Source organism: Blautia sp. SC05B48 (assembly GCF_005848555.1).
Taxonomy (GTDB): domain Bacteria; phylum Bacillota; class Clostridia; order Lachnospirales; family Lachnospiraceae; genus Blautia_A.
In genome coordinates, this window is the sequence record NZ_CP040518.1 from 3,363,548 (window position 1) to 3,386,040 (window position 22,493).

At 38.4% G+C, this 22,493-nt stretch carries 26 protein-coding genes and 1 pseudogene; 25 read left to right on the plus strand and 2 right to left on the minus strand.

Annotation, left to right across the window (positions count from 1 at the left end; genetic code table 11):
* The first annotated feature begins 1 nt into the window (after position 1).
* The 9 genes and pseudogenes from EYS05_RS15690 to EYS05_RS15720 all read left to right on the plus strand — a co-directional run.
* Positions 2-1,243, plus strand: a complete 1,242-nt coding sequence (locus EYS05_RS15690) for an ABC transporter permease subunit (RefSeq protein ID WP_138277516.1) — start codon at positions 2-4, stop codon at positions 1,241-1,243.
* Positions 1,244-1,624: 381 nt separating this feature from the next.
* Positions 1,625-1,942 carry a DUF3784 domain-containing protein gene (locus EYS05_RS15695; protein WP_302471560.1) on the plus strand — a complete coding sequence of 106 codons (318 nt, stop codon included), beginning with the start codon at positions 1,625-1,627 and terminating at the stop codon, positions 1,940-1,942.
* 141 nt (positions 1,943-2,083) lie between these two features.
* Positions 2,084-2,260 carry a PF20097 family protein gene (locus EYS05_RS18240; RefSeq protein WP_442858073.1) on the plus strand — a complete coding sequence of 59 codons (177 nt, stop codon included), beginning with the start codon at positions 2,084-2,086 and terminating at the stop codon, positions 2,258-2,260.
* 159 nt (positions 2,261-2,419) lie between these two features.
* Positions 2,420-2,842, plus strand: a complete 423-nt coding sequence (gene tnpA / locus EYS05_RS15700) for an IS200/IS605 family transposase (RefSeq protein WP_059086115.1) — start codon at positions 2,420-2,422, stop codon at positions 2,840-2,842.
* The gene (tnpB, locus tag EYS05_RS15705; RefSeq protein ID WP_138277517.1) at positions 2,842-3,939 is read left to right on the plus strand and encodes an IS200/IS605 family element RNA-guided endonuclease TnpB; all 1,098 of its coding nucleotides are present in this window, start codon (positions 2,842-2,844) and stop codon (positions 3,937-3,939) included. Before tnpA ends, tnpB begins: the two co-directional genes overlap by 1 nt.
* 360 nt (positions 3,940-4,299) lie before the next feature.
* A complete protein-coding gene (locus EYS05_RS18245) occupies positions 4,300-4,356 on the plus strand; it encodes a hypothetical protein (protein WP_442858074.1) in 57 nt (18 codons plus the stop codon).
* Positions 4,357-4,783: 427 nt separating this feature from the next.
* Positions 4,784-4,963: an AraC family transcriptional regulator gene (locus tag EYS05_RS18135; protein ID WP_138277518.1), complete on the plus strand. Its 180-nt coding sequence runs from the start codon at positions 4,784-4,786 to the stop codon at positions 4,961-4,963.
* 1 nt (position 4,964) lies between these two features.
* On the plus strand, positions 4,965-5,315 hold the full coding sequence (locus EYS05_RS15715; RefSeq protein ID WP_158293341.1) for a DUF2500 domain-containing protein: 351 nt from the start codon (positions 4,965-4,967) through the stop codon (positions 5,313-5,315).
* Positions 5,316-5,963 (plus strand): annotated as a pseudogene (locus EYS05_RS15720) (UDP-glucose--hexose-1-phosphate uridylyltransferase); the annotation flags it as partial.
* Between the two features lie 109 nt (positions 5,964-6,072).
* On the opposite strand, the gene EYS05_RS15725 reads toward EYS05_RS15720, so the two are convergent.
* Positions 6,073-6,486: a hypothetical protein gene (locus EYS05_RS15725; protein ID WP_118064560.1), complete on the minus strand. Its 414-nt coding sequence runs from the start codon at positions 6,484-6,486 to the stop codon at positions 6,073-6,075.
* A gap of 528 nt (positions 6,487-7,014) precedes the next feature.
* Here EYS05_RS15725 and EYS05_RS15730 point away from each other — a divergent pair.
* The 13 genes from EYS05_RS15730 (at position 7,015) to EYS05_RS15790 (ending at position 17,857) form a co-directional block, all read left to right on the plus strand.
* A complete protein-coding gene (locus EYS05_RS15730; RefSeq protein ID WP_118064563.1) occupies positions 7,015-8,463 on the plus strand; it encodes a L,D-transpeptidase family protein in 1,449 nt (482 codons plus the stop codon).
* Between the two features lie 354 nt (positions 8,464-8,817).
* The gene (locus tag EYS05_RS15740) at positions 8,818-9,168 is read left to right on the plus strand and encodes a DUF2116 family Zn-ribbon domain-containing protein (protein WP_117996831.1); all 351 of its coding nucleotides are present in this window, start codon (positions 8,818-8,820) and stop codon (positions 9,166-9,168) included.
* A gap of 140 nt (positions 9,169-9,308) precedes the next feature.
* Entirely contained in the window at positions 9,309-9,422 is a 114-nt protein-coding gene (locus EYS05_RS18140) for a DUF6019 family protein (RefSeq protein WP_243119153.1), read from the plus strand.
* 47 nt (positions 9,423-9,469) lie between these two features.
* Positions 9,470-9,658 (plus strand): hypothetical protein, encoded by a 189-nt coding sequence (locus tag EYS05_RS15750; protein ID WP_005342828.1) that lies wholly within the window; start codon positions 9,470-9,472, stop codon positions 9,656-9,658.
* A 149-nt stretch (positions 9,659-9,807) separates the two neighbouring features.
* Complete coding sequence (locus EYS05_RS15755; protein ID WP_118064565.1) at positions 9,808-10,818, plus strand: helix-turn-helix domain-containing protein; 1,011 nt, start codon at positions 9,808-9,810, stop codon at positions 10,816-10,818.
* A 139-nt stretch (positions 10,819-10,957) separates the two neighbouring features.
* A complete protein-coding gene (locus tag EYS05_RS15760; protein WP_118064567.1) occupies positions 10,958-11,674 on the plus strand; it encodes an AAA family ATPase in 717 nt (238 codons plus the stop codon).
* Between the two features lie 253 nt (positions 11,675-11,927).
* On the plus strand, positions 11,928-12,356 hold the full coding sequence (locus EYS05_RS15765) for a CPBP family intramembrane glutamic endopeptidase (protein ID WP_334295810.1): 429 nt from the start codon (positions 11,928-11,930) through the stop codon (positions 12,354-12,356).
* A gap of 171 nt (positions 12,357-12,527) precedes the next feature.
* Positions 12,528-13,187 (plus strand): response regulator transcription factor, encoded by a 660-nt coding sequence (locus EYS05_RS15775; RefSeq protein ID WP_044961767.1) that lies wholly within the window; start codon positions 12,528-12,530, stop codon positions 13,185-13,187.
* 2 nt (positions 13,188-13,189) lie between these two features.
* Entirely contained in the window at positions 13,190-13,843 is a 654-nt protein-coding gene (locus EYS05_RS17785; RefSeq protein ID WP_243119155.1) for a hypothetical protein, read from the plus strand.
* Entirely contained in the window at positions 13,828-14,448 is a 621-nt protein-coding gene (locus EYS05_RS17790; protein ID WP_243119157.1) for a sensor histidine kinase, read from the plus strand. Before EYS05_RS17785 ends, EYS05_RS17790 begins: the two co-directional genes overlap by 16 nt.
* Before the next feature lie 110 nt (positions 14,449-14,558).
* A complete protein-coding gene (locus EYS05_RS17795) occupies positions 14,559-14,987 on the plus strand; it encodes a DUF6034 family protein (RefSeq protein WP_243119158.1) in 429 nt (142 codons plus the stop codon).
* Between the two features lie 50 nt (positions 14,988-15,037).
* The gene (locus EYS05_RS15785; protein ID WP_243119159.1) at positions 15,038-15,940 is read left to right on the plus strand and encodes a DUF6034 family protein; all 903 of its coding nucleotides are present in this window, start codon (positions 15,038-15,040) and stop codon (positions 15,938-15,940) included.
* A gap of 123 nt (positions 15,941-16,063) precedes the next feature.
* Positions 16,064-17,857, plus strand: coding sequence for a DUF4209 domain-containing protein (locus EYS05_RS15790; protein ID WP_118607975.1), 1,794 nt, complete (start codon positions 16,064-16,066; stop codon positions 17,855-17,857).
* 241 nt (positions 17,858-18,098) lie between these two features.
* Here the strand turns inward: EYS05_RS15790 and EYS05_RS15795 are convergent, their stop codons facing one another.
* A complete protein-coding gene (locus EYS05_RS15795; RefSeq protein ID WP_138277520.1) occupies positions 18,099-18,644 on the minus strand; it encodes an SMI1/KNR4 family protein in 546 nt (181 codons plus the stop codon).
* 733 nt (positions 18,645-19,377) lie between these two features.
* On the opposite strand from EYS05_RS15795, the gene EYS05_RS15800 reads away from it, so the two are divergent.
* From EYS05_RS15800 to EYS05_RS15810, 3 genes are all read left to right on the plus strand, one after another.
* Complete coding sequence (locus EYS05_RS15800) at positions 19,378-20,517, plus strand: hypothetical protein (protein WP_118513838.1); 1,140 nt, start codon at positions 19,378-19,380, stop codon at positions 20,515-20,517.
* Positions 20,518-20,765: 248 nt separating this feature from the next.
* Positions 20,766-21,182 carry a YjdF family protein gene (locus EYS05_RS15805; protein WP_118253786.1) on the plus strand — a complete coding sequence of 139 codons (417 nt, stop codon included), beginning with the start codon at positions 20,766-20,768 and terminating at the stop codon, positions 21,180-21,182.
* 225 nt (positions 21,183-21,407) lie between these two features.
* On the plus strand, positions 21,408-22,364 hold the full coding sequence (locus EYS05_RS15810) for a helix-turn-helix domain-containing protein (protein WP_118607978.1): 957 nt from the start codon (positions 21,408-21,410) through the stop codon (positions 22,362-22,364).
* Positions 22,365-22,493: the final 129 nt, after the last annotated feature.

The window sequence follows — 22,493 nt, forward strand, 5'->3', positions numbered from 1 at the left end:
TATGCGGCTCTTTAGACTTGAACTAAAACGTATTTTGAAGTCACGGCGCACCCTGATTTTACTTGCAATCGCACTTTTGCTTTCCGTAGCCATGGCATACCTGCCTATTTCATTTGAGGGTATTAACCGTCCAAACGAAGATGGCACGGTTACAGAATTAGATGGCTTGTCAGCTATCAAGTACAAACAAGATTTATATAAAACATCCGCTGGTGAAGTGACCCCGGATAGGATCAAATCGGCTTTGGAAACTTATCAAAGCTGCGTTCGAGAATATGGGCCAGTCGAGGAAGAGGGCTTTCCTCTGTCTGTATTTGTTGAAAAAATCGTCCCGTTCCGTCACTTGCTGATGGGTCTGTCCGAAGCGTTTGCTGATCCATTAACAGGCATTGGTGCTGATTTAATGGATATTGACCCGAATGACATTGACGGAGCCTATTATGAAAAGTGCGCAGAACATTTACAGGATGTCATGCGGAATGAGCAAAGAGAAAACGAAACCGCACAGCAGAAAGCTCTTGAAAAATATTCAGAACTTGATACGCCATTTTATCTTCATTCTGGAATTTCTAAAGATGCATTTGATTATATTGAGTTTTATATTTTGTTCCTTGCTATTTTGTGTGTGGCAATCGCAGCACCTACTTTCGCCGGAGAATATCAAACGGGCGGTGACAGCATCCTGCGAACCACCAAATACGGGCATAAACAATTAGCAATTACCAAAATTCTGGCGGCATTTACACTTTTCGTTGTTACATTCCTTGTCGGGATCACGGTACACATTCTGATTTTAGATGCAGCGTTCGGGACGGATTGTTTAAAAACATCGTTTCAGATGCGATACTCTATCATTAATCTGCCAAACATCAATCTGGGGCAGTTGCAGATAATTCTCGCAGCAGCGGGCTTACTTTCTGTATTAGCAACGGTTAGCTGTACGCTGTTCCTGTCTGCAAAATGTAAAGACACATTGACCGTTTTGCTGATCTCTATTGTAGTTCTTCTCATGCCGCTTTTTGCATATGTGGCGATGGGAGCAACATGGCTCTCTACCATACTTCCATCTGCCGGAATTGGTATGCAGAACAATTTCCTTTCTCAGCTTGCAGATTTCAATTATCTGAATATCGGTGGAACGAGTTTCTGGACACCGCATGTTATTTTGATTTCGGCAGGAATTGAATTATTTGTGTTTACATTCTTGGCGATTCATTCCTATTGCAGACATCAGGTAGCATAAAAGAAGTTCAAAATAGAATGAATTGATTATCTGCCGCACGACGGCAAAAGAAAAAGCAGACAATTTGGAACGACGGCTTTGATTTTCAGAGCCAGCGTTTCTTTGTGGCAACACAAACCTATGATGAATTTTCCGGAAATATTGTAGCTAATAGCATTGTTTATGCGTTGAAAATATCTGAAAAATTGATGAAAGTAGAAATATAATATTAAAATAAAAAATAATATAAAAAATTGTTTTACTATAGAGAAATATATAGTATAATACAACCATAAGAAGTGATAAAAAAATAACAAGTTGACCTAGCCAAACATAATAAGTTTTACTGTTGTGTTTGGCTTTTTTTATTTGATAGCCAGAGCGGGAAGTGAGGTGTCTGCAATGATAATCTGTGTTATCTTTGATTTGGGAATGGCAGTGATTATGTTTTTATTCGGAATCTGCTTTGTAAAATCAAATGGAAAGGCCGTTGCATTTTTGTCTGGCTATAATATGAAATCTAAGGAAGAACGAAAACAGTATGATGAAAAAGAAATGTGCAGAGTATATGGAAATCGGATGATGTGGATGGCACTGCCATTTGTAGCCGGGGCAGCCATAGATTTTTTATATAGTGGAGTCGGGTGTCTGGCAGCATGCGTAATATGGACAGTTCAATTTGTTTTATTGATGAAAGAACGTAAGAAACGAGAAAAATAGAAAAGAACATTTAGGCGAAAGACATATGCGAAAGAAGATATACAATCTATCCAGGAACAGGATAATACTCGGTAACAAGAGGAACTTTAACTACTTAAAGGAGATGACATGAATATGAGATGTCCATATTGTGAAGGAAAAATGCGAAAGGGTCAGTTGCATGCGGTTGGTGCAGGGGCAGGACTGGAGTGGAAAGAAGGCTCTGAGAGTTTGCGGTTAAATACGGATCCAGAGTTGGTAGCAAGGATATCTGGAGACCGCATAGCTGCCTATAATTGTGATTTTTGCAGAAAGATTATTGTCTCTTACGAATATTGAGATTTTTAATTCTTTAAAAAATATGCTTTATCCAATGCGTCGTAAAACCCCTTGCTTCCGCTATGGGGATATAAGACGCGTCCATCGAATTTATGCAAGTAATTGAAGATGGACAAAATAGCAATTGTATTAACTAATAAACCATAGTATAATATAAATATGAACACAACATATAAATCAAACAACAATGTCGTTTATTCCTGTAAATACCATGTAGTATGGTGTCCAAAGTATAGACGAAAAGTATTAATTAATGGTGTGGACGTCCGGCTGAAGGAGCTGCTCACAGAGTATGCTGCAAATCTTTCTGTAGACATCCTGGAAATGGAGATCATGCCAGACCATGTTCATATGCTTTTGGAAGTAGATCCTCAGTTTGGCATCCACAAAGCTGTAAAGTCATTTAAAGGCTATACGTCCAGAATTTTAAGACAGGAATTTCCCTATCTTAAAACGAAAATGCCGACTCTCTGGACAAACAGCTATTTTGTATCGACGGTGGGCGGTGCTCCGCTGGAAACAGTAAAACAGTATATTGAAAACCAGAAAACATCGCAGAGACAAAAGGATAAGATGGGATAATGCAAAAAGGAATTAAATTTAGAATCTACCCGAACAGAGAACAGAAAAACTTCATCCATCAGACCCTGGGATGCTGCCGGTTCATCTACAACCGGGGACTTGCCATGCGTAAGGAAGGCTATGAAAATGGGGAAAAGATCGGCTATCCCCAGACTTCCGCCATGCTGACTGAACTGAAAAAGCAAGAGGAGTTTGCCTTTCTGAAAGCAGCAGATTCCATTGCATTACAGCAGTCTTTGCGGGATCTCGACCGGGGATTTGTGAATTTCTTTCAGAAACGGGCTTCCTATCCAACCTTCAAAAGTAAACATAACCGGTTCCAGTCATACAGAACGGTAAATCAAAAAGATAATATTCGTATTGTGGGAAGATATATCAAACTTCCGAAACTTGGATTTGTTAAAATACGGCAGTCGATGGAAGTGGAAAAGATTAATCACGTGATCATTGAGCACACACCGGCTGGAAAATATTTTGCGGTTTTAAATGTTGATTTTGAACCGGAACCACGCTCAAATGCTGGCGGAACGATAGGGATTGATGTCGGAATCAAAGCGTTCTACTCTGACAGTAATGGAAATACGGTATCAAATCCCAGATATCTGGAACGCTCAATGCGAAAACTCATAAGAGAACAGCGCAGGCTTTCCCGAAAACAAAAAGATTCCCATAACCGCGAGAAGCAGCGGATCAGGGTGGCAGGAGTGTATGAGAAAGTAACCAATCAGCGGAATGATTTCCTGCAGAAACAGTCAACGATGCTGGTGCGTGAAAACCAAACCATCTGTATTGAAGATCTGAATGTTAAGGGGATGATCCGGAATCATAAACTGTCAAAATCGATAGCGAGTGTTTCCTGGGCAAAATTTTTTGAAATGCTGGAATATAAAGCTGGCTGGTATGGAAATGAAATTCACAGAGTACCAACGATGTATCCGAGCAGTCAGACCTGCAGCTGTTGTGGCTACAGAAATCCACGGATAAAAAATCTGGGCATTCGTATCTGGGAGTGTCCCAAATGCCATGGGGTTCATGACCGGGATACGAATGCAAGTATCAATATTCTGAAAAAAGGACTGCAGATGCAGTCTGCATAAAGATAAAAACTGTACCGTAGGGCATACGGGAACAGTATAAATATAGCTTGTGGACACTGTGTAAGACATTGCAGTACCGTAAGGTGTTTGCCAATGCAGTAGTGGGAGAAGCAAGAATCCCCCTGCTTTAGCTGTGGGGAGTGTCAAATAGTTTTACATATCATAATAAAGTGTATTATCATAAAAGCCGTTTGGTATGGAAAAAGCCGGATCTTAAGAAAGGTGACTTGATTACCGTATATGTAAATAATCTTGGTAAATCAACAGTTTATAATTGCAATGAAGCGGTCTGATATCTAGCCTCTATATTTCGGAAAAATACTGCACGATCTGTGGTTTACAGAAGAGCAACTTCAAAGAATGCTGAGGATGAAAAAAGCAAATCCATCAGATGTATGGAAATTCAGAGATTATTAATTGGACAAATTGAAAGCTGAAAGAAAAACAGCCTATCCGTTTTCAGCATTGGCGGATCCGTCTGCTAATAAGTGGTTTACAAATCAAAAAACTTGGTAAGAGTATTTTCATAATTCTGTTCAATTTTGTCTATGTTTTCGAGAATCCTGTTCATGTACAAATGCAACTAAATTAGAGTATAATAAGGGAAACCATTGAAACTGGGTTTCCGTAAAGGACATTCCTGTGATGGCAGGAATGTCCTTTACATATAGCGGTAAATTCTGAAGTAGTTGGCATAGAAGTTCATGAGGTAGTTGACGTATGCTTTAAATCTTTTCATTTCGTTTTCCTCCTTTCTTTATCTTACAAGCACATTATAATATCAGAAGACGTATATTACTTGCCAAATGGGAAGAAAAAGTAGACAAAACTTGCAGGAGATTAATTGGAATGTACTGGTAAGAGCATCACAGACATTTGCCTGGATGCAGGAGTTGAGAGCCAAAGGACATTTAACCGGATATCTCGTGAAAGATATAAAGTAACGTCAAGAGAATACCGGAATCTTTATCGTGAACAATATATAAGTCAGACCCAGGATGAAATATCTGGAATGGAGAAATAGGATGGCATTTATAATCTGTATAGCAGCACTCATAATCATGATGTTTGTATTTACCAAAATGTTGTTAAGTTTTGGCAATAACAGTAGTGCGGCAGTTGAATCTGTTGATGCGACTGTAGTTGAAAAGAAGCAAGGAATCTATACCCATATGCAGTCTGAAGCACATGTACCTTGGTTTCGCGTTGTGTTTGAGATGACGGATGGAAGTTTGATGGAATTTCAAATACAACAGGGAGATTTTCGTGAACTGGAAAAAGGTGATCGAGGTATGCTGACTTATCAGGGAAATCGGTATATATGCTACCAAAAATATAAATTTAAAAGTGAAGCACAGGAGAAAGAAAAATGTTAAAAAGCACCAATTGAGCAGCATGTAATACTTCCGGGATTTGAAGATGTAGAGGCTGGAATTGTAAAATGGCCATTATCTGTGTTTCGTATTCGCCATAAAGATTCCAATCGCTTGGTAGATCTGGCAACACATGTGTTGGAAGTATGGAGAGGCTATACCGATGAAGAAGCATTTATTTATGCTGAGACCAATGGAGAACCACATAATACAATTACACCAATTGCACGTAAAGTAGGGGATACCTACGAACTGGATTTGACATTAAGGAACAACATCACAACAGAAGAACATCCGCTGGGAGTGTATCATCCGCATGCAGAATATCATCATATTAAGAAAGAAAATATCGGTCTGATCGAAGTTATGGGACTTGCAGTTCTTCCGGCCAGATTAAAAGGTGAGATGGAACTTCTGGAAGAGTATATTCTCGAAGGCAAAGATATTTCTTCAAATGAGCAGATTGAGAAACATGCAGAGTGGGTTAAGAAATTCCTTCCGAAATATCCGGAAATCACAAAAGAAAACATCCATGGCATTCTTCAGAAAGAGATTGGAATCGTATTTACCCATGTTCTGGAAGATGCAGGAGTATACAAATGTACGACCGAGGGAAGAGAAGCATTCATGTGTTTTCTTGAAACATTATAAAAATTGAAATAAAAGGATTCTTTGGGAAAATGGGAGGTAAGTGAAACCTCCCATTTTTTAAAAGGAAGATGATGAAAATAGAATATTTTTTATAAGGTGTAAAACCTTCCTAGGCTTTTCTTTTGGATGTAAGAAGAAGTAGCAGTGGAACAAAAATAAAGATCCTCCATAGTGCAGGAATGGTGATATTGTTTCGGAATGCAAATGCACTGCCAGAAGAATCTGCCGGTATGTAAATGCGAAGATCTACAGTACAGGATGAACTTTCATCTCGTATATCTAAAGGAAGCTGAGAATGATATACTTTGCCTTCATGGGTGAATTTAACAGGCAGTGCCCAGTAATAATGACGCGGACTACCAAAATTATAAAGATAATATCCGTCTGCTTTGATTAAAGTTGGATTTTCATGGTAAAGAAAATAGTTTTTATTGGCATAAAAGAATGTCCCGCCCATTAATAGAAGCCAGATCAGCACCAGTGCAGCTTTATTCAAAAAAGGACTATCAAATACTCTTTTCAAAAAATCCCCTCCTGTCAGATAAGGACATTTTATCAAATGAACCAGGAAAATTCGATAGAAAGAAAAAATTTATTATTATGAGAACCGATTTGCTTGTATCTGCATCTAATTAGTGTAAAACAAACACGTGTACAATCCGGCCGGACAGAAGGAGAAAACAGAGAAGCGATTTTGTATAGAAGAAAATAAGTGAGATCTGATTAGGTGCTGTCATGAATCAGTCTAGGATGAAAAATCCCTGACCGGTCACGGCAGCCTTTTTTTCCTGTTTTCAGGGTTCTGTTCACAGAGAAAAAGGAAAGTGTCTGAAAGTACCCCAAAAGTGCAAAATGTGAGATAAATGATGATGCGGGTTCCTATCCGTAAAAGAACAGAGGGAAAATGTTTTGTAGAAATCAGCTTACTTTTTGTAAAAGAAAATGTTTTTCCAGCAGCCTTGGTTATTTTTTATTAAATCGGAGATATTAAAATCAGACGATTTAAAAAATTTGTCTGAATGCTGTTTATCGTTAAAAACAGGGGGCATGGATGGGAAAAAGAAAAGAGATAACCAGTAAGGATAATGGAAAGCAAAAAATGTGGATAATAATCACTGTCATCATAGTGTTCTTTGCTATGGCTGGCTATGCAGGAATGTCTTATTACTATTCAGACAGATTTTTTCGGGGAACAACGATCAATGGAATTAACTGTTCTGGAAAAACATCGGAAGAGGCAGAACAGGCGGTTGCTAAAAAAGCAGAGGACTATCTGCTGGAAGTAAAGGCAAGAAATCTGAAATCACAGAGTATCAATGGAAAATTGATCGGATATCGTTATGTTTCGGATGGCAGTATTTCCCAATATCTGGATGAACAAAAACCATATAAATGGGTTCGGGGATTTTGGAAAAAGCAAAATTATACAGCCAAGGAAAATATGACCTATGATAAAGTGAGGTTAAAAGAACAGCTGGAAAAACTGGAATGTATAAAAAAAGAGAATCAGACAGCACCAGAAGATGCTTATGTAGCTTATAAAGATTCGAAGTTTGAAATCGTACCGGAAACGGAAGGGAATACCATGGATTTCAATGGAGCTTATCAGGCACTGTCAGAAGCGGTTACTGACAAAAAAAGAACCATTGATCTGAATAGTTGTCCGGCTGTTTATGTAAAAGCAGCAGTACTGAAAGATGATCCAGATCTTAAAAATTCATTGGAAGAATGCCAAAATCTGATCCGGACCAAAATCGTATATATATTTGGAGAAGAAACGGTAACATTGGAGGGAGACGAGATCAGAAACTGGCTTATTTTTGATGAAAGAGGAAAGCTACAAAAAAATGAGGATGAACTGAGACAGTGTGTGGCAGAATATGTGGCACAGCTGGCTGCCACACATGATACCGTAAATACAGAGAGGGAATTTTGTACAACAAACGGACGTACTGTTCAGGTGTATAGTTCCGTTTATGGATGGAAGATCGATCAGGAAAAGGAAATAGAAACCATTATGCAGGAAATGATTGCAGGAGTACAGATAAACCGGGAACCGGTATACGCTATGCGAGCAAATGCACGGGGAATGAATGATATAGGCAGCACGTATATTGAAGTGGACCTGTCTGCACAGCATTTATATTACTATCAGGATGGTTCTATCATTTTGGAATCGGATATTGTGTCAGGAGATATGCAGTATGCAGAACGGCAGACACCACCGGGAATTTTTCAACTGTATTACAAGAAAAGTCCATCTGTGCTGAAAGGAAAAATGTTGGAAAATGGGAAATATGAATATGAAAGACCAGTAACTTACTGGATGCCTTTTAATGGGGGGATTGGATTTCATGATGCTTCATGGCAGCCATACTTTGGAGGAAATCGTTTCCGAGAAGGTGGTGGATCCCATGGATGCATTAATCTTCCGGCGGACAAAGCGGCAGAACTTTATAATAGGATAAACGAAAGTGTGCCAATTGTCTGTTTTTATTAAAAATGGGCAGGATATATAGTTTTATATAGAGGTTTGTTTATAAAATGGAAGATCTTAAATGGTCTTCTGTTTTTTTATAATTATCAGCAATAATTTCATGGAAGAAAAGTGTGTATGTTCCGTCCAGATATGGAAAGAAGTCTTTGACTATTTTGACTGGGAACCGAAAAAATCGAGATAAATGAGAACTATTCGATTGATGAAGATGCAAAGGAAACCTTGCAGGAGAAGATCAAGAGGATGCTGGTTATAGAAGCAAAACGAATGGCAGTGTATTAAAATTAGGTGGATGTAATTGAGAAAAAAATATGATATCATGTTAGTAACAAAACGGAAATTATGGAGGAATAGAGTGTGAAAAAATGCAAATATTGTGGCAAAAAACTCAATGATAATTTTGAATTTTGTAACAGTAAATGTGAAAATTGTTATGAAAAGATGATGGATAAAGACAGCCATAAAATCAAGTATTTTACATTAGGCATTATTTTGGGATTCTTAGTTATGTTTTATGGCATTATTTCTAACAATAATGTCTTTATAATAGGAATTGGGATTGTAGTAATGGGTATAGATGTTGTTTTATTGCCATTTACAACTCCTGAAACAATTAATTTTCTAGGATATCAAAAGTCAAAATTCGCAGGAAGAATATCAGGCATATTGATCATAGCAGTTGGAGTATGGATGTGTTTTATTCAATGATAAATCCCAGCCTGCAAAATTGAAAATAAATTGAAAGTCACGAAATCGGAGGAGTTAATGATTATGTGGAATGAATTAGGCTTAAGCGGGGAACCGCAATTATTATTTTGATTGCGCTGTATTTCGTCATCAAATGGGCAGTGAAAAATGGAATCAAAGAAGCCTACAGTGCCATTACTGGAAAGAAAACGGAAGAAGATGTCAGAAACGAAAAAGAATTGAAAGAACTCGGATTTGAGTTAGAAGATAAATAAAAGTTTGGAGAATTGAGAAAATCGGGATTTGGAGGAGATTCTTATTTATGAAAAAAGGGATAAACAAATCAATTTTATTTTACATTGCATCAGTTCTGTTTTTCATAGCGTCAGCTATTGGCTTTACGAGTGGAAATGAAAGTTCTATGGCTATAGTATGGTTATGTCTTGGTTCTTCATTTCTTTGCTTGGGTTCGACTCATAAGAAAAAGGAAAACAATACAGATGATAAATAATTTCCTGCTTGTATTGTTGGAAAATCGGGATTCATAGAGTTCTTTTGTGATTTGCAACTGCTGGTTGACAGATTTACAGCCCGGAATGGTGGAATGCAAACAGCAAAACTGTTATATTGAGCTCATAAAATCTGCAAAAGGAGAAAAAAATGATTTTAGCTGATAAGATTACAGAGGAAAGAAAAAAGAATGGATGGTCACAGGAAGAACTAGCCAATCAGTTGGGCGTATCCAGACAGGCAGTATCTAAGTGGGAAAGTGCAGGAGCTGTTCCAGATTTGCAAAGAATTTTACAGATGTCGGAGCTATTTTGTGTTAGTACAGATTACCTATTAAAAGATGAAATGAAAGCAGAAAATATCACCTATCACGAAAGTACTGAAAGCTATGCAGAACCGTTGAAAAAAGTAACTATGGAGAATGCAAATGAATTTCTTGACATGAAAAGAAATGGATCCAAAGTAGTGGCAAACGCAACAAGTATGTGTATCTCAAGTCCAATATTATTGATTGTTCTTGTGACAATGGCAGAAGATGACGTATTTCATGTTTCGGAATCTCTGGCAACAGTATTTGGATGTGTTTTTCTGCTTGGAATGGTTGCGGCAGCCGTCTTTTTGTTTATTACATATGGAATGCGAGAATCACATATGGAACATTTTGAAAAAGAATGCTTTGAAACAGAGTATGGTGTATCTGGAATAGTACGAGAAAAAAAAGATTCCTATGAACCGATTTTTATCAGAGGAACAGCTGTTGGGGTAGTGCTTTGTATACTGGCAGTGATTCCGACAATTATTGCCGGAGCCATGGAAACGTCTGACTATTGTTTCGGCCTTTCCGTTGGATTGCTGCTGTTCATACTTGCAATAGGAGTGAATCTGTTGGTTCGTGTTGGGATGGTAAAAAGCAGTTACGATACCCTTCTTCAGGAAGGCGAATATACAAAAGAAGAAAAACTGTTTAAGAAAAAGACTGACACGTTTTCTGGTGTATATTGGTGCTTGACTACAGCGATTTACCTTGCATGGAGCTTCTGGACGATGAGCTGGGATATTACATGGATTGTATGGCCGGTTGCTGGTGTTTTGTTTGCAGCATTGCTTGGTGTGGTAAAAATGGTGTTAAAGAATGACAGTGAAACTCAGCACTATATTTAAGATGGAGTTAAGTTTTTTTTCGCATATTATACGCATCCAGAACTTCCAGTTGACCGAGCTATTTAGAGCGAATGATGCTTCTTGTCCAAAGAGCAAGAAAAGGTAGATTAGAAAGTGTTTTTTACAGGCAGGTGATTAGATGAATGATCAATTCTTACAAGGAGTATTATTCGATTGGAATAGAATTGATAACGATAGTTATTTAAAGAGAATTAAGGCTTTTAAAGAGATTGAAAAACTTGTTTTCAATAAACCAATTACCTTTTTTGTCGGAGAAAATGGCAGTGGTAAATCGACTTTATTGGAGGCACTTGCTGTAGCACATGGTTTTAATCCGGAGGGTGGAACAAAGAATTATGTTTTTTCTACGCATGATACACATTCAGAATTGTGTGATGCGATAAGAATTTCCAAAGGCTATCGGAAGGAAAAGTGGGGTTATTTTCTTAGGGCTGAAAGTTTTTATAATGTTGCAACGAAGGAAGAAGAATATGCGGATCTCACACATCCTTCCGCTAAATACCATGAAAAATCACATGGAGAGAGTTTTCTCGCATTGGCACAGAATAATCTGCGTCCAAATGGCTTGTATCTTTTTGACGAACCTGAAGCTGCATTATCCCCACAGAGACAGCTTACATTGTTGATGCAAATATATAGTTGTGCAAAAGAGGGAGCACAGTTTATTATAGTTACGCATTCGCCAATTTTGTTAGGAATACCTGATGCAGATATCTATTGTTTTGATGATGGACGAATACATTTATGCGAATATGAAGAAACAGAGAGCTATCGGATAACAGAAATGTTCATAAACAACAGGCAGATGCTGTTGGATAAATTGCTAACAGATTAGATAATAAAGGAATCGACGGATTCAAGTTTGTGAAATTAAGAAAATCTGGATTGTAGAGGAAAATATTACATGAAGAAATTAGTATTGGTATCATTAAAAACGTTTGCCTTTTTTGTAGACTGGGCTATATGTGCTTGAATTTTGCCTATACCAGATACAAAAAGTGCGGCAGTCTGGAGATTTTGGGCAGAATTGATTCCATTATTGTCAGTTATTGGTTTTACAATTATTTTCAGCTTTTATCAATAGCGTTATGCAGGAAGTGTTAGTTCGTGGTTACTTGTATCAGATGATAAAAAATAATTACAACATCGTTGTCGCTGTCCTTATCTCTACCGGATTATTTACATTTGCACATGGTGGGGCTTTTGAAGCAGGAATACTTCCCGTACTAAACGTTATAACAATGAGTCTTTTCGTGACGGCAGTTTTGGAATACACGGAATCCTTAGTTGCTCCGATTGTAATCCATTTTTTATGGAATGGAGTTGGTGCAATTATTTTGGGTGGAGTATCATTAGCAGAAGATTATCCGCATTTGTTCAACATGGTAATTAGTGGAAATTCAATTTTGTCGGGTGGCAGCTGTAAAATTGAAGGTAGCATAGTTGTACTGGTTATGAACTTGACTTTAATTTTGGGATTCGTAATGGCAAAAAAGAAAAGAGACAAAAATCTATAATTTCAGTTTTATTATACTTTTCTAATTCGAGACACACTGTGTCCTGAATTGAACTGGTCACATTATCGTGTCTTGATGCGTATAAATGATGAGAAGGCAATAACAAATGCAATGTAGACTTGGGATATAAAAAACTATACTATAGAAAAAGCGTTAGAGGTGGCATCAGGAATGAAAAATAAAATTTTGGTGATAGAAGATGACCGTGCAATTTCAGAATTGCTGTGCATGAATCTGGAAGCGGCAGGATATGAGACTGTGGCAGCTTATGATGGGGAAGAAGCCCAGCGGCTGCTCTTATGGCATGAGGATGCAGATATGGCAGTGGTGGATATCATGCTGCCGGGAAAAGACGGATTTGCACTTATGGAGGATTTTAAAAAGAAAGATATTCCGGTGCTCTACCTGACTGCAAAGGATGATGTGGCTTCCAAGGTGAAGGGATTAAAGCTGGGTGCGGAAGATTATATGGTAAAACCTTTTGAGATGCTGGAACTTCTGGTACGCATTGAGAAGGTACTGGAGAGGACGGGACGGGCCAAGAAAGTCTTAACGGTCCGGAACATCCTGGTGGACATGCAAAGCCATCAGGTCTACAAAGACGGGCTTCCGGTAAGCCTAAAGCCAATGGAATATGACCTCTTTGTGCTGCTCCTGCAAAATAAGAATATTGCGCTTGGAAGGGAAGAACTGTTAAAACGGGTCTGGGGAGAAGACTACCTGGGAGAAAGCAGGACGGTGGATGTCCATATCGGACAGCTCAGAAAAAAGCTGGAACTTTATGATGAGATCAGGACGATCCCGAAACTTGGATACCGTCTGGAGGAATAAGGATGAAGCTGTGGAAACGAACGGTACTTCTTATGCTGGTAACGTTATTATGTGCCCTGCTCCCAGTGGGAACGCTAAGTCTTTATATCACAGGAAAACGAAGCCTCAATAATGCTGCAGAGACCTACGGAAGACAGCTGGAAAATGGCAAGATACTCCTGGAACAATTTTGGGATAACAGCAAATATGAGCAGATGTCCGAGACTGGAAAGCGGGCTTATATGGGATTTCAGTTCCAGCGATGCTGTGGGGAAGGCATGGCCCTGATCGACCGAAAAAGCAATGCCGTCATTGAAAACCTGACAGATTATAAAGTGGTGGGACTCGAAAATTTAGGCTTAAAGGATGAAGGAGATCCGTATGCCTACAAGATACAGAAACTGGGACAGAAATACCTCCTTCTCCAGCTGGAACCATTATCCAGACCGGAAGGATACGAAGTCCTCTCTGTCCGGGAAGTCACAGGGCTTTTTGCAGAGCTGAGACAGACCGCTGTCTGGTTTTTGGGAATTTATCTGGCTGTGTTCCTGATCGCCGGCCTTTTTATTTATATGATGATGCGAAGAACTGTGGAACAGATGGAGAAGCTACAGGAAGTGGCAGAGAAACAGGAGCTGCTCATGGGGCACTTTCCCATGAAATGCGTACCCCGTTAACGTCCATTATCGGGTATTCGGATACCCTGCGCCATGTAAAGCTGAAAGATGAACAGAAAGACCGGGCACTGGAACATATCAACCGGGAGGGAAAACGCCTGGAGGCTCTTTCTGGGAAGATGCTACAGATGCTGGGGCTTTATCAGAACCATGCCATACAGATGGAAATGACCATGGCAGGTGACCTTTTAAACCATGTCATAGACATGGAAAAAGAACAGGCAGAAAAGAAAGCGGTGCACCTCAAGATGGAATGTGAAGCCTTTTCCATGAAAATGGATCCGGCCTTGATGGAAAGCCTTCTGATAAACCTGATCGACAATGCCCTAAAGGCTACGGATGCCGGTGGAAGCATTTGGGTAAAGGCTTATGAGAAAGCTGGAAAAAAGATCTTTGAGGTGTCGGATACCGGAATGGGGATCCCGGAGGAAGAACTGGGAAAGATCACAGATGCATTCTATATGGTGGACAAATCACGAAGCCGAAAAGAAGGCGGATCCGGACTTGGGCTGGCACTCTGTGTGAAGGTGGCTGAAATCCATGGCGGATGCTTGAAAATCGAAAGCAGACAGAGAGAGGGGGCCACGGTAAGAGCCATCTTCTGATTTACAATTTGTTTACATCTTGATGAATACATCGGCGAAGCAATATGGTACTCTTTTCTCATAAGAAGAGGGTACCTTTTTTAATACCGAAAGGAAAGGATGGAAAAAGGATGAAGAAAATAAGAATGTTTATGGGAGCCGTTCTGTGTATGAATCTTTTGACATTATCCGGATGTGACCGTGTTGTCCAGTCTGCTGTTGTGGAAGAAAAGAATCAGACAGAACAGAAAAATGAAGAGAAAAAGGAAACAGTTCAGAAAACCGTCGCAGAACAGGTAGAGGCACCGGAAACATACCAGACAACAATCCAAGCAGATCTAAGATCAGCGGACCGGGAGGATAAAGAAACCCCGATGAATTTTACCCTGACAGCGGATGCACCGGTAAAAGTCCCGGATGTAGATGCAATCTGTTTAAAAAAAGTAAAAAGGGTGGCGATTCCTGAAGAAGAACAGAATAAAATAAAAGACACATTCGGAAAAGGACAGCCCATGCAGGAAGAGAAGAATGAGAATGAACAGGCGGGACATATACAGTAGATGGACTGACCTATCGGTATTCTTATACACAGAGTGAGCAGGTATCGGATGTGGAGGAACTCGGATTTGGGATAGCGAAGTTTATCTTTGACGATTGTGGAGACATGACCCTGGAATCGAGTGAGAAAAAAGAAAGGGAAGAACGCTTTCAAAATTATATAAAGGCAGGAAGCGGGAAAGTATCTGAAAAGGAAGCAAAGGAGAAGGTTTCAGGTCTTGTGTCCGGAAACTGGGAGATATTTGAAAGTTCCTCAAAAGCACTTACTGAAGGAAGCACTACCCTGGAAAAAGATGATTTCATTTTTGAACGGATGATAGACGGGGTTCCGGTTAATTATGTGAGGGAAACCTCTCTGCCTGTTAATGAGCAGGCTCTTGAATGGGAAAATGAGGACGGAACACTTCATGAAGGACAGTCTGAAGGATGGGAAAATGAAGTACTGACGATGGACTTTTGCAGTGGGACACTTCAGAGTTTTCTGCACCGAAATCCCATAGAAGCATCGAATGCTTCCGATGAGAGGCTGTTCTTACTTCCTTTTGATGAGGTCAAGGATATCTTTGAAAAAACGATCACTTTGCAGGTAATGACAGAAGACAAGAATCGGCTGATCTCTGTCGATGGAGGAAGCCACTACCGTTATCCGTCCATTGATGCACAGAGTGCGGAGATAACCATAACAAAGGTACAACTGGGTTATATGTGCATGCCAGACAGTGAAGGCAGCGATACCGAAGCAGTCCTGATCCCGGTGTGGGATTTTTATGGAACCTGGACATCCAAAGAGCCAGAGTATGAGTACGGAAATGGGGAGGATGGACCGGTCATGGGAGACGTGACGATGGATGCTGCAGGTGTTCCACTCCTTACGATTGATGCACGGGATGGAAACGTAATACAAAGGATTCAGGCTGGATGGGCGGCTTCTATGGGTTCCAAGGATATAAAATAGAGTGTGAATTTCAATTTCTAATCAATGATGACCGAAAGACCTGGAATTTCAGGTCTTTCTGCTTTACAGGAAAAAGAAAAATACGTTATACTTTTCCTATAGAAAAAGGTTGGAGGAATATGTATGGCAGAAAAAATGGCAGAGCAGATTGCAGAGATTTTAAAAGGACCTAATTTTCAAACGGCAGAGAAAGCACTGACAGATTTCTGCGGAACGATGGATGGGGAATTCAGGAATCTTCTGGTGGATATTATTGTGGAACGATGGATTGATACGCCTAAAGACGTACCGTTTTCCTATGCCCGCAGCATTTGGAATCGGAAAGATATAAATAGAGAAGAGTATCAGGCATTGCTGGAGGAAATCCGAAGCTATCCCATCGCACCGATCAACAAGGCAAAGATATCAGATTTTTTATGGGTTGTGAAAAATGATTTTTCAAATGCTAAAATAGCAGAAACGGCTTATTGCGAACACTTGAAGAACACCGGTGCATTTGCAGATCATATCATGGCTATAAACCGGATCTTGTTTATCTCTAAAAAAATCCGAAGCAAGGAAATCAATGAAGAGGTGCGAAAGAATCTGCTGATAAAAGTATTAGAAGAGTATGATAACAGCAGCCACGCAAAAATTGGATATTTGATAAAAACTGCCATGGAGGAAAAAGTGGATACAGGATATCTGATCCCTTATGTGGAAAATATCTTGAAAACTTACGATGATAATAGCTGCGATGCACTGCTCATTGGTAAGTTTTGTGATCTGTTGGAAGAACTCTATTGCAGAAAAAATAACTGGCTGAAGAAAAAGTGTATTACTGAACCTAAACTGATTGCGACACGAAGACGTAAGATTCAGGCTGTCCGGATGGAGGCTGAATATGCCGGGGCCTCTTCCAAAGGAAATTCAATGAGAAAGATTCACAATTTGAAAGAGGTTATTCAGTTGTTAAAGACCATACAAGGTACGGAAGAAGAAAGAAAGGCACTGTTGCAGGAAATAGCACAGATAGAAGAAGCTTCCCTTTCGGAGATGATGGTATGGAGTGATAAACAGGATGCCAGCGGCATTGTAAAAGAACTGTTCCGCCAACTGGAAGATCTTGATAAAGAAGAGGCATTATGTTATTTTGCTTCATTTCTTCCGATTCCGGAAAGAGAAAGGGTAAAGAATCAGGTATTAAATAGGACTGGGATCCTGCACACGATATTTCCAGCGGCAATCCTTGGAAAAGGAGGAAAATTAATTGCTAAAAGCGGGCCTGTGAAAAAGCCCGATGGAACAATCGATGAAGGTGCGCTTAAGGATAATATGGAGCGGACAGCAACCATGGAGATGGATTATTTTGCACAGATCCTGGTGAGAAATACGTTTGAATATATTCGTTCCAGATTTGTGATCGAAGAGAGTGATGTAAAAAAGATTGTAGATGTAAGTTGTGCGATTCCGGAGGGGAGAAAAGAATCGTATACCAAGGGTCTTATGTTTGGCTTTTCAGGAGATTTTTTGACGGCGCTAAGTATCCTGATTCCACAGATAGAAAATGCAGTAAGATATCTGGCAGTGGAATGTGGAGAACCTGTTTACAACATGAATGAAGAAGGGATTGAAGAAGTAAAACCAATGCACGCTGTCTTAGAATTGGAAGGAGTAAAAGAAAGCCTGGATGAAGACCTTATATTTGCTTTAAATACGATTTTCTGTTCAAAATTTGGATTTAACATGCGCAACAATGTGGCACATGGAATGCTGGATGATCAGGCATTCCAGAGCTTTAAAGCTTTGTATATCTGGTGGTTTGCACTGAAATTTTGCTATCTATTCTGCGGAAAATTACAGGAGGAGAATAGAAGTAAAATAAATAAAAAGCTGAAACAGCTAATGGAGAAGAACGATAATACGGATGAGAATTAATATAAAATGGTTGGACGGATGGTATGGTTTCCTTAAAAAGTGTTTGGAAGTACCCGGCAAGCATATCGTTTGGATATCAAAACGCACTTTGGGGACGCCCTCACCCCCCGGAATGTGTAGCACTGAGAGTAAATCTATAAATATAATATAAATTATAAAAACACTCCAACTTATTAGTAGTCAGAGTGTTTTTCATAAACATATATTTTTAAATAAAAATATAGAGAAAGTATTTTGGTAGTTACGGATTTAAGAAAAACCAAAATTCATGTCCCTGGCATACAATATAGCGCTCCAACCATTCATTAAAAGGAAGGTTAAAACGATCGGTGTCAGGAGCTGGATAACATAAATAATCTTCTCTACCTTCTAATACAGCTTGTAAATCCATGGTTATATCACCTATATCTTGCAGAAAAAGAATGGGAAGATGATAGGTGAATTCTGGATCAGATAAAATGGGTGTATTATTCCAAACCTCTTTTTGATTAAGAGCTTCTTTTAAAGAGTAGATGGTACAGCTGACTAGAGAACTACCCTCTTCTCCACAAAAAAGCTCCATTCCATTTGAACAAGATAAAAAGGCTTTATACGAAGCGGGAAGTTTCATGTTGGGGAAGTGTTTTTCAAATAACTGAAATTCTTCAGAGGATACAGGTGGGTAAAATTTATGAGTTACTTTTATAGGTTCTTCATCACCTAAATGCCATTGATAGACCCAACCATTATTATCCATTTCATATTTTAAATTTTTGAAAATTCTGTGTATTGCATTTACATCTTCCATTATATCTCCTACTAATTTTTAAACAAGAAGTCATTGCCTAATGATGCGACATTCAAAGATAATCTCTCTTTATCATGTAATGAGGATATTTTTATATCAGATTAATCAATATTTTGATTTGACGCAAAATGCCAAAATTGACGATTATTATCAATGTAAGCAATAACGTTCACATAAGTATTATTCTTAATTCATTTTTTACGCATAATTGTCCTTCTGAAAAATATTTGGATGTCAATTAGTACTTTGTTCAATAACGGAGAATAATTATAGCACATTTCACGGTTTTTTCAATGGTTTTTTGAGCATTTATACGACTATGAAAAAACATAATATTACTAGAAAACAGTTACAGTAAGAATTGAGTAATTAGATAAAAAAGATCGTATTCGGAAAATGGTAATGTTGTGCATATTTTCGATTTCTTTTCCTCGAATATAAATATAGTATCTCTATTTTGAAGTTTTCAGTATAAAATCATATAAATATATAATAAAATTTATTTATAATCCCCCAAAAGGACAATAAGAATCCTCAGACAGAAATACTACGTAATTGTCGAAAAAATATATTCAAATTGAGTATCTATATTTTTCAGTAAGAAGAGTTCAATAGTAAGTTCAAATATCCTTGCAGATAGCAATATCATCAGAAAAAGTGTATAATTACAAGGAAAGCATTGATGATAAAATTTATCTATGCAGAAAAATGTTGATGGATTGAGGTGATAAGTGTGAGAATTGATAAGATTTGTAAAACGTGTGGATTTGATTCCAATGGTGTGTGCGGCATGTATACTACATGCAAGGAAGGCGAAGAGTGCGATGACTGGGAAGCTTCTTTGGAGTATTATACGGAGATTACGAAAAAAGCACCTTGGTATATTAAGGGACCTTATGATAGATGTAAAATAAGTTATGAAAAATTTCTGGATCTTTTACAACAGGATGAACAGGGAGTCGGTGTAGAAATAAATATTTATGATGCGATTGAAAAGGTCTATGAATTAAATTCAGTAGAATTAGCAGGGGTGTTAGATGTGTCTATGGGAGTGTTGGGATATGCCAGCACTCAAAGAACGATATCAAAGAGAAAAAGACCATTTTCAAGCAGGCTGCATATTCCGGAAAGCTTCTTTGATAAGTTTTTATCTACACAACTGGATGCATTAAAGAAATGTAGAGAAGAATTTCGTGATTGTTATGGGGACGAGCTGATAGAAAAATTTAAGCAAAATGGTTATGCTGCAATGGAAGCAAAGATAGAAAAACAAAATGCAGTCGATAAAATAAGAAATGAAAAGTACAGGGAAGAGAACCAGAACAGATATCAGTATAAGGAGAAGACAAAAATATACCATGATCTATCTGATGATTACAAATCCAGGGACTATGTGATTGCGATAACCTTAAAAGAAGGCGATTATTATGGAAATATATTCTATGAATACAGCTCTGGAGGATATGGCTTGTCTGTAGACATAATGGAAGATATTTTGCAATTTATTGAAAATCTGGATTGTGAAGAAATCAATGAGTTAAACGAGGAAGGTCTCTTAAATAATAATATAGCCTTGCAAGCAGACATAAATGGCAAGGATATTCATTTTGAACTGAGAAATGATGCAGGGGAAAAGCTGGAAAAAACAATCCCGGAAGATGAACTGCAAAAATACATTGTTGGTTATGAAATGATCCGGTGCGATGGACGTGGAATGAAAAAGGAACGCAGAAAATGTGGTTCCTGCGAAAATTTTACACCGATAGAAGGCTGTGCAAAAGGAAACTGTTCTGTTAGAGGTGATATCATTCAGAGAAGCAGAATTATATGTTCCCATGATTATGTGTTGAAAGCAGATAAAGTATTATGTTAAAATCGTCTCGTACTATCAATGGAAAAGATGATTGTATAGATTTACTATAGGAATTAGAATATATAAATTGTAAGGATATATTGTGTGATATTGCACTTTATATGATAAAAACAAGATAAAAACGCAATGCATATTTTTAAGATATGCTAGAGCTGGTAGGTAGCCCAGCCGTCCTATGTAAATAGGGTAAGTAACCTGCCCCTCCGGGTTGTCCATTCTTTGTTCAATTCATTTTAGGAGGGATTTTTATGGACAAAACAAATGGAAAACTGACGGTATATTTTGAAGAACCATTTTGGGTAGGCGTATTCGAGCGTATTGAGGATGGTAAATTATCTGTAGCAAAGGTAATATTTGGTGCAGAACCAAAAGATTACGAAGTGCAGGAATATATTCAACAATACTATTTCAGTTTGAAATTCAGTCCGGCTGTTGAAACTGTTGTAAAGGATATAAAAAGAAATCCGAAACGGATGCATCGAGAAGTAAAAAAGCAGACAATAAGAACAGGTATTGGCACAAAATCGCAGCAAGCATTGAAATTACAGCAGGAACATAACCAACAGGAGCGTAAAGAGAGAAATCGCAAGAAAAAAGAGGCGAAAGAACAGCGAATGTTTGAATTGAAACAGCAAAAGAAAAGAGAAAAGCATAAGGGGCATTAAAAGCCTCTTGGGCTTTAACTCAAATCGGAATTGACCGAGCGCATTGGGCGAGAGATACTTCTTGTTTGAATGTTGGAATGATTATAGGTATTTGTTTTCGGTATGAAAATACCGTTTATTTATTCCAGACATAAGATGTCCGGTTGAAAATTAACGGATTCTCGTTTTATGTCGTGGTAATTTTGGTGCATATTGGTAAGCTGTAAGTGGAAGAGAGGTAGAGATATGGATACAAAAAAGATTGGAGCTTTTTTAAAGCAATGTCGTAAAGAAAAGAATCTTACGCAAGAACAGCTTGCCGAGAAGTTTGGGGTATCTGCAAGAACAGTTTCCAGATGGGAAACAGGAATAAATATGCCAGATCTCAGTGTACTTGTTCAACTTGCTGAATATTACGATGTTGAGATGAGAGAGCTCCTGGATGGAGAAAGGAGCCAGACTATGAATAAAGATATGAAAGAAACACTGGACAAAGTTGCGGTGTATGAAGAATGGGTGAAACAAAAAGCATTAAAGGCTGGAAATCTTGCATTTGCATCAATGTTTGTGATTGGTGTGTTAGCGATTATTATTCAGATGCTATTAATGGTGGATACTCGTTTGGTTTTGGGAGAGATAGTAACTGTCTTAGTAGGAGGAATCCTATATGTAGCTATTATGGTGTATAATGGAATATGGGATAAATGCCTGCCAAAAAGTGCTGCTATATGGCGAAATTTTCTCACCAGTGTAATATGTGCAGGAATTTTTACAGTCATCTATGGTATATGTTTATTTAGAATGGGAGCTACAGAAACACAGATAACACGATTGGCATTGGGATTTCTGATAGGTATTACTATTGTGTCATTTATTATTCTTAGGACCTTAGCATTTATTAATCGAAAAAGAAATCAGAATTCACCAAATGTTCAGGAGAGAAAAGAAACTTCCCAATCTAAGACAGAATGGACAAAGATTTATAATGCACAGAATATAGTAGAGACAGAACAGCTCGTAGAAATGTTAAAGCAAAGTGAAATAGAAGCTTTTTCCCAGGAAGCAGGTGCGAATGTTGCAATGCATGGAGCACCTGGATTTGGAATATATGGTGTGAATATATTCGTGAAAACCGATGATGCAGAGAAAGCAGTACAGCTGATCAAGGAGATTAATAACCAAGAGAATGAAGAAATTTTTTGACATTGTCACATATGCGTGCTAATATGATTATAGAAAAAGTGTGCTGCCGATAGACGGTTAGTCCACATACTTAATTGATTGAAAATAACCGTTCACTTCACGCTGGGACGGTTATTTTTGTGTCTTGTT

Excerpts from the sequence above, each read along its gene's own strand:
- EYS05_RS15690 (WP_138277516.1), top strand. The coding sequence starts at position 2 with ATGCGGCTCTTTAGACTTGAACTAAAACGTATTTTGAAGTCACGGCGC.
- EYS05_RS15695 (WP_302471560.1), top strand. The coding sequence starts at position 1,625 with ATGATAATCTGTGTTATCTTTGATTTGGGAATGGCAGTGATTATGTTT.
- EYS05_RS18240 (WP_442858073.1), top strand. The coding sequence starts at position 2,084 with ATGCGAAAGGGTCAGTTGCATGCGGTTGGTGCAGGGGCAGGACTGGAG.
- tnpA (WP_059086115.1), top strand. The coding sequence starts at position 2,420 with ATGAACACAACATATAAATCAAACAACAATGTCGTTTATTCCTGTAAA.
- tnpB (WP_138277517.1), top strand. The coding sequence starts at position 2,842 with ATGCAAAAAGGAATTAAATTTAGAATCTACCCGAACAGAGAACAGAAA.
- EYS05_RS15715 (WP_158293341.1), top strand. The coding sequence starts at position 4,965 with ATGGCATTTATAATCTGTATAGCAGCACTCATAATCATGATGTTTGTA.
- EYS05_RS15730 (WP_118064563.1), top strand. The coding sequence starts at position 7,015 with ATGGGAAAAAGAAAAGAGATAACCAGTAAGGATAATGGAAAGCAAAAA.
- EYS05_RS15750 (WP_005342828.1), top strand. The coding sequence starts at position 9,470 with ATGAAAAAAGGGATAAACAAATCAATTTTATTTTACATTGCATCAGTT.
- EYS05_RS15755 (WP_118064565.1), top strand. The coding sequence starts at position 9,808 with ATGATTTTAGCTGATAAGATTACAGAGGAAAGAAAAAAGAATGGATGG.
- EYS05_RS15760 (WP_118064567.1), top strand. The coding sequence starts at position 10,958 with ATGAATGATCAATTCTTACAAGGAGTATTATTCGATTGGAATAGAATT.
- EYS05_RS15765 (WP_334295810.1), top strand. The coding sequence starts at position 11,928 with ATGCAGGAAGTGTTAGTTCGTGGTTACTTGTATCAGATGATAAAAAAT.
- EYS05_RS15775 (WP_044961767.1), top strand. The coding sequence starts at position 12,528 with ATGAAAAATAAAATTTTGGTGATAGAAGATGACCGTGCAATTTCAGAA.
- EYS05_RS17785 (WP_243119155.1), top strand. The coding sequence starts at position 13,190 with ATGAAGCTGTGGAAACGAACGGTACTTCTTATGCTGGTAACGTTATTA.
- EYS05_RS17790 (WP_243119157.1), top strand. The coding sequence starts at position 13,828 with ATGCGTACCCCGTTAACGTCCATTATCGGGTATTCGGATACCCTGCGC.
- EYS05_RS17795 (WP_243119158.1), top strand. The coding sequence starts at position 14,559 with ATGAAGAAAATAAGAATGTTTATGGGAGCCGTTCTGTGTATGAATCTT.
- EYS05_RS15790 (WP_118607975.1), top strand. The coding sequence starts at position 16,064 with ATGGCAGAAAAAATGGCAGAGCAGATTGCAGAGATTTTAAAAGGACCT.
- EYS05_RS15795 (WP_138277520.1), bottom strand. The coding sequence starts at position 18,644 with ATGGAAGATGTAAATGCAATACACAGAATTTTCAAAAATTTAAAATAT.
- EYS05_RS15805 (WP_118253786.1), top strand. The coding sequence starts at position 20,766 with ATGGACAAAACAAATGGAAAACTGACGGTATATTTTGAAGAACCATTT.
- EYS05_RS15810 (WP_118607978.1), top strand. The coding sequence starts at position 21,408 with ATGGATACAAAAAAGATTGGAGCTTTTTTAAAGCAATGTCGTAAAGAA.